Source organism: Muribaculum sp. NM65_B17 (assembly GCF_004793735.1).
GTDB classification, from domain to species: Bacteria; Bacteroidota; Bacteroidia; order Bacteroidales; family Muribaculaceae; genus Muribaculum; species Muribaculum gordoncarteri.
On sequence record NZ_SRYY01000002.1, the window covers coordinates 451,849 to 467,789 of the forward strand.

A 15,941-nucleotide genomic window follows, 5' to 3' on the forward strand; every position below is an offset into this window, starting at 1 on the left:
CTATCAGAGAGAGAGAAAATTTAACCTTACACCATGTCGCTATTTGCTCCAATCGAGAAATCACGACGCAACCTAATGAAAAAAGTAATTATTTGATTTAAACTAATAACAATGGAAAATGTAAAGAAAATATTTCGATGCATTTCGTTTCTCCTACTCTTCATCGCAGGGACTGCTTCAGTCTATGCCGATACGGTAAGAGGAACTGTGGTAGACGATACAGGCGAACCTTTGATAGGTGCCACAATCGCTCTAAAAGGCGGTAGCGCAGCTACAGCCTCCGACATTGACGGCAACTACTCGTTGCAAGTGCCCGACCTCAAGACGGCTGTCTTGAAAGTATCTTATGTAGGATATTTACCTCAGGAAATCAAGGTTAACGGACGCTCAACTGTAGATGTCACTCTTCAAACCAACGCCGAACAGCTCGAAGAAGTCGTTGTGGTTGGTTACGGTCAGCAGAAGAAAGCCTCAGTTGTGGGTGCAATCACTCAGACAACAGGTGAAGTCCTCGAACGTGCTGCCGGTATTCATGACATCAGTGCTGCTCTTACCGGTAACCTCCCCGGCGTTGTTACAATGCAGAGCTCGGGTATGCCCGGTGAAGAAAGCGCTAAGATCACCATTCGTGGTGCCAGCTCTTGGAACAACAGCGACCCCCTCGTGCTCGTCGACGGTATCGAGCGTGACATGAACAGTGTCGATGTAGGTTCTGTAAAATCAATCTCAGTTCTTAAGGATGCATCGGCAACCGCCGTTTACGGTGTGAAGGGTGCCAATGGTGTTATCCTTATCACCACCAAGCGTGGTGAAGAGGGACGCGCCAAAATCGATGTTAGCTTCACCGCTACATTGAAGTCGGCTTCAAAGCTCCCTAACAAGTTTGACTCTTTCGATGCTCTTGCAGCTCGTAACAAGGCCGTTGTTCACGAACTCGGTCTTATGCCCAGCTCTTGGAGCTACATGACTCCTTATGAAACATTGTTGAAGTACCGCAACCCCGCCAACCTCGAAGAGTTTGAGCGTTACCCCAACGTTGACTGGCAGGACTACCTGTTCAAGGATTACGCAATGGCTTACAACGGTGCGGTTTCTATCAGTGGTGGTACTCGCTTCGTGAAGTACTTCGCCGCTATCGACTTTGTTCATGAAGGTGACCTTTTCCGCAACTTCGACAACCATCGCGGTTACGAAACAGGTTTCGGTTACAATCGTATCAACGCCCGTTCTAACCTCGACTTCCAGCTCACTAAGACTACTGTTTTCAAGGTGAACTTGTCAGGTTCTAACGGTCAGAAGCGTTCTACTTGGCCTAACGACGGTTCAGGCTTCAACCAGAGCAACTGGAACGACGTTCAGGTATGGGCAGGTGCCTACAACATTGCACCTAACGTGTTCCGTCCCGTTTACGCCGACGGTTCCTACGGTTACTACCCCGCATTCTCGTCGCAGGTTACCAACTCTGCCGACCTTCTTGCCAACGGTGGTGCCTTCAAGACAACTGCAACCCGCATCAACACTGACTTCGTTCTCGAGCAGAACCTCGACTTCATCACCAAGGGCTTGAACTTCCGCGGTATGATTTCTTGGGACAACCAGTTCCGTGAACAAGGTCGTGGTGTATCCGACCTCTACAACGGTCCCCAGTACAAGTGGATCGACCCCGCTACCGGTGCCGTTACAAAGAAGAACCCCACTGAAACTACAAGCCAGTTTGACTACCTCCCCGGTTCAAAGTGGTCGACTCAGGCAGGTAGCGTTTCCGACGGCAACACTCTTCGTAACCTCAACTATCAGCTCCAGCTCAACTGGAACCGCGAGTTTGGCGTTCACAATGTAGGCTTGACCGGTGTTTGGACCCGTCAGGAAACAGCTGTCGGTTCAATGATACCTATGTATCGTGAGGACTGGGTGTTCCGTGCAACCTACAACTTCGCCGACCGTTACTTCGTTGAGTACAACGGTGCTTACAACGGTTCCGAGAAGTTCAAGAAGGGCAAGCGTTTCGGTTTCTTCAACTCAGGCGCTATCGGTTGGCGTGTTTCTCAGGAAAAGTTCTGGGAAGGCCTCCGCGACTGGTGGGAAGAACTTAAGATTCGTGCATCTTACGGTGAAATCGGTGACGACTCGGGTGGCCGTTATCTCTACATGGACGAGTGGGGCACAGGTGGTAACACCTCTATGGACATCACCGGCTATGACAACCGTTCAATGTACACATTCTACTACCTCTCTAAGCTCGGTAACCCCGATGCAGGTTGGGAAAAGGTTAAGAAGTTCAACCTCGGTATCGACTATGCATTCCTCAACAACATGTTTGCAGGTTCAGTCGAAATATTCAAGGACAAGCGTGACGGCATCTTGATTAACGGTAACGACCGTGCGATGCCCTCTTACTTCGGTCAGACTCCTCCCACCGCCAACCTCGGTAAGGCTGAGTCAAAGGGTTTTGAAGTTGAAGTTCGCTTCTCTAAGAACATCAACCGCAACATGCGTGTATGGGCTAACTTGAGCATGACTCATGCTGCCAACAAGATTATCGACCGTGACGACCCCGCACTCAAGCCCGCTTACCAGAAGCAGGCCGGATATGTGATCGGTCAGACTCACTCTTATCTTGACAAGGGATTCCTCTACTCGTTTGACGACATCTACGGTAGTCCCTCTCATGATGTGAACGACGCTTCACGCCTCCCCGGCGACTACTATATCGTCGACTTCAACGGTGACGGTGTCGTTGACAACAAGGACTCTGTTCCCTACGGATATTCAGGCACTCCCCAGAACACCTACAACGCCACTATCGGCTTTGAGTGGAAGGGATTCAGCTGCTTCGCTCAGTTCTACGGCGTTACCAACGTTACTCGTGAGGTTAGCCTCGTAAGCTTCGGCAACCACATCGACAACGTTTACAACATCGGTGACTGGTGGAGCGGTGAAACCGGTACAGGCGACATCCTGATACCTCGTTGGTACTCTACCGTCAGCGGTTACTCCAACGGTACACAGTATCTCTATGACGGTTCTTACATCCGTCTTAAGAACGTGGAACTTGCTTATACTTTCACCAACGGATGGATTAAGAAACTCGGTCTTTCCTACATGAAGCTCTACCTCAACGGTAACAACCTTTGGGTATGGTCACGTATGCCCGACGACCGTGAATCAAACTTCTCCGGAGGTTCAGGCTCTGGTGCTTATCCTACCATGCGTCGTTTCAACTTTGGTGTTAGGTTCAGTCTATAAAAAATAGAATAACTATATGAAAACAATATATAAGTCATTTTTGACCTTAGGTGCGGCTCTCACCATGATGTGCGGATTCAGCTCCTGCGAGGACTACCTCGACAAGGACCCTGACTCCAATGTCAGCCCGGAGACTCCGTTTAAGAATTTTCAAAATGCTCAGGGTTACGTAGAGGAAATCTACAACTGTATCCCCAACATTGCACAATGCGACTGGACCACATCGTGGAATCTCGGCGATGATGAGATCCAGAATCCTCAGGCCGATGACATGATGCTTCATCAGGTCGACATAGGTAACTACTATGCTTGGCAGGGTAGTGGCGGTTTCTACTTCGGAAACAAGGCTTTCGGCGGTAACCCGCGCTCCAACAGCCCATTTGATCACGGTATCTACGCTCACGCATGGTATTGTATCGCCAAGGTTAACAAGGCTCTCAACACTTTTGAGGACTACTTCACCGGTACAAAGGAAGAGCACGACCTCATTCTCGGTCAGCTCTACTTCTTCCGTGCTTGGTGGCACTTCGAAATGATGAAGTGGCTCGGTGGTCTGCCTTATGTTGACCAGGAATTTTCAGCTTCTGAAACTCCTCAGCTCGAGCGTCTTAGCTATCTTGAGTGCGCCGATAAGGTTGCCGAGGACTTCAGCCGTGCTGCCAGCCTGCTTCCCGTTGACTGGGACAAGACTACCGCCGGTAAGAAGACCATGGGCCACAACGAACTCCGCATCAACAAGATCACCGCTCTCTGCTATCTTGGCAAGAACTACCTCTGGGCTGCAAGCCCCTTGATGCAGCATGGCGCTCAGACAGGCGGTGCCCGCACCTATGACTACGATGCAGGCTACGCTTCAAAGGCTGCCGACGCTCTCGGCGAAGTTCTCCAGATGGTTGAATCGGGTTCTACCCAGTATGCTCTCGTATCTTTCGATTACGACGACATCTACAACCACAAGAAGTCAAAGACCGCTACCAACTGCTACAGCGACCTCTTCTTCACCACAGGTCAGGCTTGGTTGCAGCCCGGTAGCACCGAAGCTATCTTCCGCGGTCCTTCTACCGGTTGGTCATTCACCCGTTACAACTACTCTCGTACATTCGGCCCCAACGCACTCTGTGCTCAGGATAACAAGATCCACCAGCCCACTGCCAACTATGTTGAGTACTACGGTATGGAGAACGGTCTGCCCCTCGACGATCCCGACTCGGGCTACGACCCCAACTATCCTTTCAAGGGACGCGACCCGCGCTTCTATCACGACATCATCTTTGACGGCGTTCAGTACATCAACGGTGACCCGGGTGCCGATGCTGCCATGAAGTATGCAGGCCTTGCTACTGGCGGTTCGATGCGTGCAGTCAGCAATGCGTCACGCACCGGCTACTTCTATCAGAAGCTCGTGCCCCACACTTGCCAGAAGATCGACCAGGGTTCAGCCGACGACTACGGTCCCAACCCCCACGCTTATATCCCCTATATGCGTCTTGCCGATATATATTTGATGTATGCTGAGGCTTGTGCAGTCAAGGGCGGCCCCGCCGGCAAGTCCGACAAGTGCTCGCTCACCTCTATCGATGCTCTTAACAAGCTCCGCGACCGCGTAGGCGCAGGACATGTAAGCACCAAATTCACCGGCAACGCCTATATGGATGAAGTTCGCCGCGAACGTGCCGTAGAGCTCGCCTTCGAGGGACACCGCTTCAACGACCTCCAGCGCTGGCTGCTCCTCACCGAGCCCAAGTACACCGTTAAGACTTCGGCCGAGTTCATCCGTGTTGAGGACGAGAGCTTCTTCAAGGACAACGACCCCCGCGACGCCCGCGTCGCCGAGTATCACCAGGAGGTTATCCTTACCCGCGATTTCTCAGCCAAGCACTATTGGTTCCCCCTCATGCGTGACGACACATACATCTTTGATGGATTTGTACAGAATCCTGGATGGGAATAGTAGGCAAATATTAGTAACTATACATCACAGTCAAATATGATATCAAGAAATACAATACTTTTTCCGGCAATCATCGGAATCGTAGGCGCATCGCTCAGCGTCACGGCTGCCGAGTCGGAAGAACGGGTTGACAGCGTCAAAGCCGACGACCTGGTACAAGTAGCTTTCCGAAAGGTCGACAAGAACGAGCTGCTTGGCGGAGTGTCGGTGCTTGACATGGAAGACCTGCAGAAAACCAATTATACCTACGAGCCTCAGAATCTTGAAGGTTACATTTCAGGATGGAACGGTAATTCTATTTGGGGTATGGACGGCGACAACGACGGTGGTTATCTCGTGTTGGTTGACGGTGTTCCCCGTGACATGAACAACATCCCTTCCGATGAAATAAAGTCTATCTCTTTCCTCAAGGGCGCCCAGGCAGTTGTGCTCTACGGTAGCCGTGCCGCAAAGGGTGTGATCCTTATCACAACCAAGCGCGGTAAGGAAGGTCCCCTCACGGTGTCGGTTCGCGCCAATACCGGATGGCATGTGGCTAAGGCTTATCCCGAATATCTCGGTTCGGCCGAATACATGACTCTCTATAACGAGGCACGCCGTAACGACGGATTGAGCAATCTTTACAGCGACGAGGTTATCTACCACACCGCAGCCAAGACCAATCCCTACCGTTACTCCGATGTCAACTTCTACTCCGACGAGTATCTGAAGAAGGTGTACAACCGCACCGATGCCGACGCTGAAATCTACGGCGGTAACGAGCGCGCCCGCTTCTACACCAACATCAACTACTTCCGTCAGGGCGACTACCTCGACTTCGGCGAAGCCAAGAAGAACTACACCGACCGCTTCAGCGTTCGCGGTAATGTCGATGTCAACATCAGCAAGGTCGTTAGCGCCTACGTTGATGCATCGGCCACCTTCTACGGCTCACGCAGCGGTCACGGCAATTACTGGCAGCAGGCTGCCATGATGCGTCCCAACCGTGTGACTCCCTGGATTCCCGTTGATTTCATCAACCCCAATGTCACCGGCGCTCTTGACCTTATCAACAATAGCTTGAACATTCGCAACGGCATGTTCCCCGCCGGTACTTCAATCGACAAGACCAACATCTTCGCCGACTATGATATCGCCGGTTACACCAAGTTTACAAGCCGTCAGTTCCAGTTTGACGCAGGTGTGAACCTCGACCTCAATCCTCTTGTGAAGGGTCTTACGTTCCACACTCAGTTTGCTGTCGACTACGCTACTACTTACAACACCGCTTATAAGGACACTTACGCAGTATTCGTTCCCGTGTGGGGCAACATCAACGGTAAGGAAGAGATTGTAGGCCTCACTCAGGAAGGTCTTGACAAGCACACCGGTTCTCAGTCGGTAAGCAACTCTACCAGCCGTCAGGTGATCCACTTCTCGGGTAACTTCGACTACAACCGCACATTTGCCGATGTACACAATGTACACGCCCTTGCAGTGGTTTCGGGCTGGCAGCGCACTACCGCCGGTCAGTATCACCGCACAAGCTCGGCCAACATCGGTTTCGAGGTTGACTACAACTACGACCGTCGCTACTATGCCGACTTCGGCATCTCGGGCATCCACTCAGCCAAGCTGGCTCCCGGCCACCGTCAGGCATGGTCGCCCACCGGTACTATCGGATGGCGCATCTCCAATGAGGACTTCCTCAAGGATTCACAGGTAGTCAACGAATTGATGCTCAGCGTTTCGGGTGGCATTCTCCACACCGACCTCGACATCTCCAACTTCTACATGTACTCGGCCAACTACACTCAGGGCGGATGGTTCAGCTGGGCAGCCGGCGGTTATGCAGCCACCTATCCTCAGCGTGGTGCCAATGAGGACCTTACATTCATCAAGCGTAAGGAATTTTCGGTTAACCTGCGCGGTCAGTTCTTCAACAACTTGCTCGGTCTTGAGGGTTCATTCTTCGTTATCAACAACGAGGGTCTTCTCATCAACAACTCGACCAAGTTCCCCTCCTACTTCTCGACCTACTATCCCGAGTCGTCACTCGTGCCCTGGTTGAACTTCAACAACAACCGTCGCGTGGGCTTTGACTTCGGTGTGAAGATCAACAAGCAGATAGGTGAAGTAAACCTTATCGCAGGTGTAAACGGAACTTACTACGACACCAAGGCCACCAAGCGCGACGAGTTGAACGCCGACGCTTATCAGAACCGCGAGGGCAAAGCTCTTGACGGAATCTGGGGATATCGCTGTGCAGGCTTCTTCAACTCTGAAGACGAAATCAAGGGTTGGGCCGACCAGTCAGCTCTCGGTGGATCAAACATCCAGCCCGGTGACCTGAAGTATGTCGACATGAACGACGACGGTGTCATCGACAGCAAGGACCAGGTGTTCCTCGGCAAGGGCGGATGGTATGGCAACCCCTTCACCATGGGTATCAACATCACCGCTCAGTACAAGGGCTTCTCACTCTTCATGATGGGTATCGGCCGCTTCGGCAGCTACGCTATGAAGGGCGACACTCGAATTGACGATAACAACAGTTACAGCTACTGGTGGGTACACGGCGACCGCAAGTACTCGGCTGAAGTCCGCAATCGCTGGACTCCCGAAACTGCAGCTACCGCAACCTATCCTCGTCTGACCACGACCAACGGTGCCAACAACTTCGTTGCTTCCGACTTCTGGATGTACAGCACCGATCGTTTCAGCCTTGCTAAAGTTCAGCTCACCTACGACTTCCCGTCGCGTATGTTTACCGGCCCCATCGTTAAGGGTCTTCAGGTTTACGTTAGCGGAAGCGACCTCCTGACAATTGGCAAGAACCGCAAGATTCTTGAAATGAATGTCGGCAGCGCACCTCAGTCGCGTTTCTACAACTTGGGAGCTAAAGTAATATTCTAATGTTATGTCCAATATGAAAAATATATCGAAACTCATATTATTATCGGCCGTTACAGTATCGCTGGCTTCATGCGACGACTTGTTTGACCCGGCAATCGAGAACATCAAGGATGTTAACTCGATGTACAACGAGCCGACCTATGCCGACGGTATTCTTGGCGACGCCTACATCCTCATGCCTTACAGCAATGGTTCGGTTAACGACGTGGCCACTGACGATGCCGTTTCCAACGACAATGCCAACGGATGGCGTACGATTGCCGGAGGTGCCTGGACTTCTCAGACCGGACTCTCCAACGACAACTGGCGCGACCGTAACGCCTCTATCCAGCACCTCAACACATTCCTTGAGAATGCCGACAAGGTGACCTGGGCTGTCGACGAGAATGTCAACCAGATGTTCATCGACCGCGTTATGGGTGAGGCCTACGGACTCCGTGCGCTCAACCTCTACTTCCTCCTTCAGAACTATGGAGGCAAGACCGCATCGGGCGAGCTCATGGGTGTGCCCATCTGGACATCTTCTTTCACCGCTACTACCGACATGAATGTTCCCCGTAACACTTTTGCCGAGTGTATGCAGCAGATTTTCGATGATGTAAAGATGGCCGAGGAGCTCCTTCCCCTTGACTATGTAAACATCGCCAACGACTCGCAGGTTCCCGCCAAGTACGCCTCACTGGGTGTTAAGAACGACGCTTACAACCGCGTGTTCGGTGCTCCCGTTTGGTGCCGTATGTCGGGCCGTATCGCCAAGGCCATCCGCGCCCAGGCAGCTCTCCTTGCAGCAAGTCCCGCATTCAACCCCGGTTCAGGTGTGAGCTGGGAGGAAGCAGCTAAATGGGCCGCTGAATCGCTTAAAAGCATAGGCGGTGTGAGCGGTATGCCTCAGAAGGGTCATGTATGGTTCACCGCCGAAGAGGATGCTACTCTCGGTGCTTCGGAAAACCATCCCGAAATCATCTGGCGTGGCGGTTACGAGGACAACTGCTCGGTTGAAACCGACAACTTCCCCCCGAGCCTCTACGGTAAGGGCCGCGTTAACCCCACTCAGAACCTCGTCGATGCATTCCCCATGGCCAACGGCTATCCCATCAACGACGTTCACAGTGCCTATGACCCCGCCAACCCCTATGCCAACCGTGACCCGCGTCTTAGCGAGTACATCACCTACAATGGCGCAACTCAGGGTGTGAATGGCGATGTCATCAACACTTCGGCCGACAATACCACCAACAACGACGGTATCAACAAGGAAGCCGGTTACTCAACCCGTACCGGTTACTACATGCGCAAGCACTGCCGTAGCGATGTCAACCCCAACCAGTCGTCGCTCCTCTACAAGCGTCACTATGTTAAGCGCATCCGCTACACCGAAATCTTCCTCGCTTACGCCGAGGCAGCCAACGAGGCTTGGGGTCCCACTACAGACGGTGGCTCCAACGGTTACAGCGCCTATGATGTCATCAAGGCTATCCGCAAGCGTGCAGGTCTTGGTGTAGGCGGTTCCGACCCCTATCTGGAATCGGCTAAGGCAAGCAAGGAAGCCATGCGTGACCTCATCCGCAACGAGCGCCGTCTTGAACTCTGCTTCGAGAACATCCGCTTCTGGGATCTTCGACGCTGGAACGCTCCTCTCACCGAAACAGCCAAGGGTGTAAGCATCAAGGGCAACACCTACGACTACATTGAGGTAGAGCCGCGTAAGTACAGCGACTACATGATCTACGGTCCGCTGCCCTACAACGATGTATTGAAGTTCAGCAACCTTGAGCAGAATCAGGGTTGGTAATATTCACTATTAAACCTACGAAACATTATGAATCTCATGAAAAATTCGGTGAAATTAGGCATGGCCGCGCTGCTCGTTTTCGGTGTGTCGTCATGTAAGAACTCTGATGTCGATTTTCCCGATTATGAAGGTGGCATCACGGCTTATTTCGCCTATCAATATCCGGTGAGAACATTAACTCTCGGTACCGACCCCGAGCAGGACAACTCGCTCGACAATCAGCACAAGTGCCGCATCACCGCCACTCACGGCGGTAGCTACGACTCTCGCAACCTGAGCATCGACATCGTGGTTGACCCCTCATTGGTCGATAACCTCACTTTTGGCGACGGACGCCCCGTTAAGGTGATGCCCGAAAGCTACTACAAGCTTGAAAGCACCACTCTCACCAAGGTGAAGGACTTCCTCTTCGGTTCTGAGGTTACCCTTACCGACGCTTTCTTTGCCGATCCTCAGGCGCTCAGCGCCAACTACGTGATTCCCGTGCGCATGGTTGCCGCCCGCGGTGCCGATGCTATCCTCTCGGGTACTCCGCTTGAAGGTGTCACTTCTCCCGCCCGTTGCGATGCTTCGGCTTGGTCGGTGCAGCCCAAGGACTTCATGCTCTACTGTATAAAGTACATCAATCCCTGGCATGCAACTTACCTGCGTCGCGGTGTCGACAAGATCACTGAGAACGGTGCTACTTCTACCAACGTGCGTCACGCCAAGTATGTTGAGCAGGACGAGGTTGTTTCGGTAACTACTGCCGGACTCAACAAGAGCATCTTCCCCGTGAAGACTGTCATCACCGACGGTGACACAAAGACTACACTCACCTGTAATCTTGAACTCACCTTCACCGACAATGCCTGCACAATCACTACCTCTACTCCCGGCATGACCGCTTCGGGTTCAGGTAAGTTTGTGGAGAAGGGCGACAAGGACAGCTGGGACCACCGCGACCAGGATGTCATCTATCTTGACTACCAGGTTAACTTCGGCCCCCGCCAGTATGCCACCCTTGACACTCTCGTGGTTCAGTCACGTAACGTGATTATGGAAACATTCACGCCCACCTATAACAAATAAGTAACCGATTATGAATAAATACAGCAAATTACTTTGGGCACTCGCTCTTGCTCCTGCAATGGTGGGTTGCGCCGATGACATAGATACCACTTCCGGTTTCGAGGTCGAAAAACCCGAATCACTGGCTCAGTATGAGTATCTTAACAGCTACGGCACCCTGAAGTCTTATTTGGAATCAGCAAGCAAGGCATCTCCCGACTTTAAGTTGGGAGTGGCCCTTGCCGCCGATGATTACGCTAAGAAAGGGGCTGTCTATATGCTTGCCAACACCAACTTCATGGAAATGACGGCCGGCAACGAGATGAAGTATGCTTCAATCGTGGGCGACGACGGTTCTATGAACTTCGGTACTGTCGAGCAGTTTATCGACAATGCCAAGGCTGCAAATATGTCGATCTATGGTCACACTCTCTGCTGGCATGAACAGCAGAATCTGAAGTGGCTTAACTCTCTTATCGCCGATAAGGAAATTCCCGTTGATCCCGATGCTCCCGGACAGGAAGTTACAGTAGAGCGCCGTTGTATCGAGGTGTGCTCCGACGACATGGTCGATGCCGCTTGGGATACCCAGTTCTGGATTATGACCGATGCTACTTTCGCCGAAGGCGACAAGTGGGAATTGTCGATGAATGTTCGTGCCACCTACGAGGCTTCTATCGGAACCCAGACCCACAAGGGTGCAGGTGAATATCTGCACTGGGCAGGTTGCGGTACCGTTAAGTTCACTCCCCAGTGGACCGAGTACAAAGCCAGCGGTACAATGGACGCTTCAATGGCCGGCGGTCATTCGTTCGCATTCAACATCAATGACTTTGCAGCTGCCAATGAGTATTACTTCGACGACATCAGCTTGAAGATCAACGGTGTCGAGATGATTAAGAACAGCTCTTGCGACGACGACAACATGAAGGACAACTTCGTGTCGAAGGAGAAGCGCGGTGGCACAGTTCCCTCTCGCTTTGTCGACAGTTATAAGGAGATACAGGCTGCTCCCGGTGAATATGAAGTCACTGTTGACCGTCGTTGTATCCGCGTAGAAACCGACGACATGGTTGATGCAGCTTGGGACTCTCAGTTCTGGATTATGACCGATGCTACCTTCGCTGAAGGTGACAACTGGGAATTGTCAATGAACGTTCGTGCCGACTATGAGGCTTCTATCGGAACCCAGACTCACAAGGGCGCAGGTGAATATCTGCACTGGGCAGGTTGCGGTACCGTCAAGTTCACACCCAAGTGGACCGAGTACAAGGCCAGCGGTACAATGGACGGCTCAATGGCCGGCGGTCATTCATTCGCATTCAACCTCAATGACTTCGCAGCAGCCAATGCTTACTACTTCGACGACATCAGCTTGAAGATTAACGGTGTCGAGATGATTAAGAACAGCTCTTGCGACGACGACAACATGAAGGACAACTACATCGCCAAGGAGAAGCGCGGCGGAATGGTTCCTGCTACATTCGTCGACAGCTATACCGAACTTGTAAGCGGCAACTCTATTCCTTTGACTCCTGAAGAGAAGGCTGAAGCTCTTACCAACGAATTGGAGCGCTGGATCAAGGGTATGATGGAAGCCTGCGGCGGTTATGTCAAGGCTTGGGATGTTGTTAACGAGGCAGTATCAGGTGGCCCGTGGGGTCAGCGTTACGAACTGCAGTCGGCCAACAACACCGACGGTGCCGATAAGAAGTTCTTCTGGCGCGACTATCTGGGCGACGACTTCGTTCGCATCCCCGTTAAGTTTGCTCGTCAGTACTTCGAGGAATTCGGAGGCAACCCCGCCGACCTCAAGCTCTTCATCAACGACTACAACCTTGAAAGCGACTGGGACGACAACCAGAAGCTCAAGAGCTTGATTGAGTGGATTGCACGTTGGGAATCTGACGGCGAAACAGTTATCGACGGTATCGGTACTCAGATGCACGTAACCTACTACATGAATCCCGAAACTCAGAAGAGCAAGGAAGAGCACGTAGTGAAGATGCTTGAGCTTCTTGCATCGACCGGCAAGCTCATCAAGATTTCTGAGCTTGACATGGGTATCGCCGACGCTGAAGGCAACAGCATCAAGACCGCCGATGTAACATTTGAACAGCAGAAGGCTATGGCCGAGTACTACAAGTTCATCGTGACCAAGTACTTCGAGATAATTCCTGCCGCTCAGCAGTATGGTATCACCCAGTGGTGCATCACCGACTCACCTGACGGATCGGGATGGCGTGCCGGAGAACCTGTAGGTCTTTGGGACATCAATTATGCCCGCAAACCCGCTTACGGCGGCTTCTGCGACGCATTGACCCAGCAGTAATCTGAAAATTTTTTGATAGCATATTGTCGATTTATTGTCGACAATATGCTATTTTTGTATTCTTAAACATCATAACCAATCATTTTGCCCATGAGATTCATACCGTCAGCCTTGTTGGCTATCGCATCGCTTTTAGCTTCAGCCCAGGCTCCCGAACCTTACCGTGATGCTTCACTTAGCGCGCATGAACGTGCCGCCGATTTGTTGCCTCGTCTTACTCTCGACGAAAAGATATCATTGATGATGGATGTTTCCCCGGCCATTGAAAGGCTGGGCATTCCCGAATATAATTGGTGGAACGAAGCCTTGCACGGCGTGGGCCGCGCCGGACTCGCCACCGTATTTCCTCAATCCATAGGCATGGCCGCAACATTTGACAACGATGCCGTGCTGGCAGCTTTCAACGCAGTCAGCGACGAGGCGCGTGCAAAGTACAACGGATTCCGTCGTGAAGGCCGTCACGGCCGCTATCAGGGATTGACATTCTGGACACCCAACGTCAACATTTTCCGCGACCCGCGATGGGGACGCGGCCAGGAAACCTACGGCGAGGATCCCTATCTGGCTTCGGTAATGGGCGAAGCCGTTGTCAACGGACTCCAGGGACCCGCCGACTCAAAATATATAAAGACCATTGCCGGTGCCAAGCACTATGCCGTGCACAGCGGCCCGGAGTGGAACCGTCACTCATTTGATGCGCGTGACATCGATCCGCGCGACCTTTGGGAAACCTATCTGCCCGCGTTCAAGACCCTTGTCGACGCAGGGGTAGGGCAGGTGATGTGTGCCTACAACCGTTTTGAGGGCGAGCCTTGCTGCAGCAGCAAGAAGCTCCTCATCGACATCCTGCGCAACGAGTGGGGTTACGACAAGATTATAGTGACCGACTGCTGGGCCATGAACGACTTCCACAACAAGCGCGCCCACGCCACCCATCAGTCGGGTGTCGATGCAAGTGCCGATGCTGTGCTGTCGGGCACCGACCTCGAGTGCGGCTCCGACTTCGCCAACCTGCGCGAGGCCATCGACCGCGGCCTTATCACCGAAGAAGCCATCGACGAGAGCGTCATGCGACTTCTTGAAGCGCGTTTCAGCCTCGGCGAGATGGACGATGACGCTTCATCGCCCTGGGCGTCGATTCCCATGTCGGCTGTCGAGAGCAAGGCCAACCGCGCCCTCGCTCTCGACATGGCGCGCAAGTCGATGACGCTGTTGAAGAACAACGGCGTGCTTCCGCTTGCACGTAACGCTTCGGTAATCGTCATGGGCCCCAACGCCAACGACTCGGTGATGCAGTGGGGCAACTACAACGGATTTCCGTCCCACACCGTCACCGTGCTTGAAGGAGTGCGTGACATCACCGGGCGTGACATTCCCTATCTGCGTGGATGCGACCACGTGATCAACAATAATTTCGTGTCGTGCTTCAACCTCCTGTCATCCGACGGAAGGCCGGGAATCACCGCAACCTATTGGAACAACAAGTCACGCGACGGTCAATCGGTGGCCGTGGAGCGACTCACCGTTCCCGTCAACAAGTCGACAGGTGGTGCCACGGTGTTTGCCCCCGGTGTCAACCTCACCGATTTCTCGGCGCGTTACGTGGGCACATTCAAGCCCGAGGAGTCGGGACGCTATACCATGCAGCTGCGCACCGACAACGGCTTCCGTCGCCTTTCGGTCGACGGCACTACGCTCGTCGACAACTCGACCAAGGGTAATCGCAACACCTACACCTGCACCTTTAACGCCGAGAAGGGCAAGAGCTACGACATAGAGTTGCTCTATGGTGCCGGCGACCGCACGGCGCTGCTCAGCTTCGACATAGGCATGATAAAGGACTACGACACCGATGCAGGTGACGCTGATGTTGTGATATTCGTAGGCGGAATCGCTCCGTCGCTCGAAGGCGAGGAGATGCCCGTGAGCGTGCCCGGATTTCGTGGCGGCGACCGCGAGTCGATCGAGCTTCCGGCAATGCAGCGCAATCTGCTTAAGAACCTCAAGGCGCAGGGCAAGAAGATTGTCTATGTCAACTGTTCGGGTTCGGCCGTTGCGCTCGCTCCCGAGGATTCGATATGCGATGCCATCCTTCAGGCATGGTATCCCGGTCAGGCCGGCGGTACCGCTGTTGCCGAGGTGCTTTACGGCGACTACAATCCTGCCGGACGACTTCCCGTGACATTCTACCGCGACGACTCGCAGCTTCCCGACTTCCTCGACTACAGCATGGATGGACGCACCTACCGTTACATGAAGGATAAGCCGCTCTATGCGTTTGGTCACGGATTGAGCTATACTACATTTGACTACGAGTCGGCTTCGCTCGACCGCAAGTCGGCCAAGTGCGGCGACAATGTCAACCTCAACATCAAGCTGCGTAACGCAGGCAAGCGTGACGGCGACGAGGTTGTGCAGGTCTACATCCGCAAGGAGGGTGACTTCGGTGGTCCCGTCAAGACGTTACGTGCCTTCAAGCGCGTGACATTGCCTGCCGGAACAAGCCGTGACATCGCATTCACGCTCACTCCCGACGCTTTCAAGACCTACGACCAAAAGTCGGGACGCATGGCCGTCACTCCCGGAAAATATGAGATTCTCTACGGCGGCTCGTCGGAGAATCTGAAATCACTGCCCCTAACTTTAAAATAAATACTACACAAACCAATCAATCA

Annotated in this window: 7 protein-coding genes; all 7 read left to right on the forward strand. The window is 52.9% G+C overall.

Annotation, left to right across the window (positions count from 1 at the left end; genetic code table 11):
* Positions 1–111 precede the first annotated feature (111 nt).
* The 7 genes from E5354_RS04470 (at position 112) to xyl3A (ending at position 15,918) form a co-directional block, all read left to right on the forward strand.
* Positions 112–3,246 carry a SusC/RagA family TonB-linked outer membrane protein gene (locus E5354_RS04470; protein WP_135946565.1) on the forward strand — a complete coding sequence of 1,045 codons (3,135 nt, stop codon included), beginning with the start codon at positions 112–114 and terminating at the stop codon, positions 3,244–3,246.
* A gap of 16 nt (positions 3,247–3,262) precedes the next feature.
* A complete protein-coding gene (locus tag E5354_RS04475) occupies positions 3,263–5,197 on the forward strand; it encodes a RagB/SusD family nutrient uptake outer membrane protein (RefSeq protein ID WP_135946566.1) in 1,935 nt (644 codons plus the stop codon).
* 36 nt (positions 5,198–5,233) lie between these two features.
* Positions 5,234–8,092: a SusC/RagA family TonB-linked outer membrane protein gene (locus E5354_RS04480; RefSeq protein ID WP_135946567.1), complete on the forward strand. Its 2,859-nt coding sequence runs from the start codon at positions 5,234–5,236 to the stop codon at positions 8,090–8,092.
* A gap of 13 nt (positions 8,093–8,105) precedes the next feature.
* Positions 8,106–9,884, forward strand: a complete 1,779-nt coding sequence (locus E5354_RS04485; protein ID WP_210433132.1) for a RagB/SusD family nutrient uptake outer membrane protein — start codon at positions 8,106–8,108, stop codon at positions 9,882–9,884.
* Between the two features lie 27 nt (positions 9,885–9,911).
* Positions 9,912–10,955 (forward strand): DUF5627 domain-containing protein, encoded by a 1,044-nt coding sequence (locus E5354_RS04490; RefSeq protein ID WP_123395306.1) that lies wholly within the window; start codon positions 9,912–9,914, stop codon positions 10,953–10,955.
* A 10-nt stretch (positions 10,956–10,965) separates the two neighbouring features.
* Complete coding sequence (locus E5354_RS04495; RefSeq protein WP_135946569.1) at positions 10,966–13,266, forward strand: endo-1,4-beta-xylanase; 2,301 nt, start codon at positions 10,966–10,968, stop codon at positions 13,264–13,266.
* Between the two features lie 90 nt (positions 13,267–13,356).
* Positions 13,357–15,918: a xylan 1,4-beta-xylosidase gene (xyl3A, locus tag E5354_RS04500; protein ID WP_123395308.1), complete on the forward strand. Its 2,562-nt coding sequence runs from the start codon at positions 13,357–13,359 to the stop codon at positions 15,916–15,918.
* Positions 15,919–15,941 lie beyond the last annotated feature (23 nt).

Excerpts from the sequence above, each read along its gene's own strand:
- E5354_RS04470 (WP_135946565.1), top strand. The coding sequence starts at position 112 with ATGGAAAATGTAAAGAAAATATTTCGATGCATTTCGTTTCTCCTACTC.
- E5354_RS04475 (WP_135946566.1), top strand. The coding sequence starts at position 3,263 with ATGAAAACAATATATAAGTCATTTTTGACCTTAGGTGCGGCTCTCACC.
- E5354_RS04480 (WP_135946567.1), top strand. The coding sequence starts at position 5,234 with ATGATATCAAGAAATACAATACTTTTTCCGGCAATCATCGGAATCGTA.
- E5354_RS04485 (WP_210433132.1), top strand. The coding sequence starts at position 8,106 with ATGAAAAATATATCGAAACTCATATTATTATCGGCCGTTACAGTATCG.
- E5354_RS04490 (WP_123395306.1), top strand. The coding sequence starts at position 9,912 with ATGAATCTCATGAAAAATTCGGTGAAATTAGGCATGGCCGCGCTGCTC.
- E5354_RS04495 (WP_135946569.1), top strand. The coding sequence starts at position 10,966 with ATGAATAAATACAGCAAATTACTTTGGGCACTCGCTCTTGCTCCTGCA.
- xyl3A (WP_123395308.1), top strand. The coding sequence starts at position 13,357 with ATGAGATTCATACCGTCAGCCTTGTTGGCTATCGCATCGCTTTTAGCT.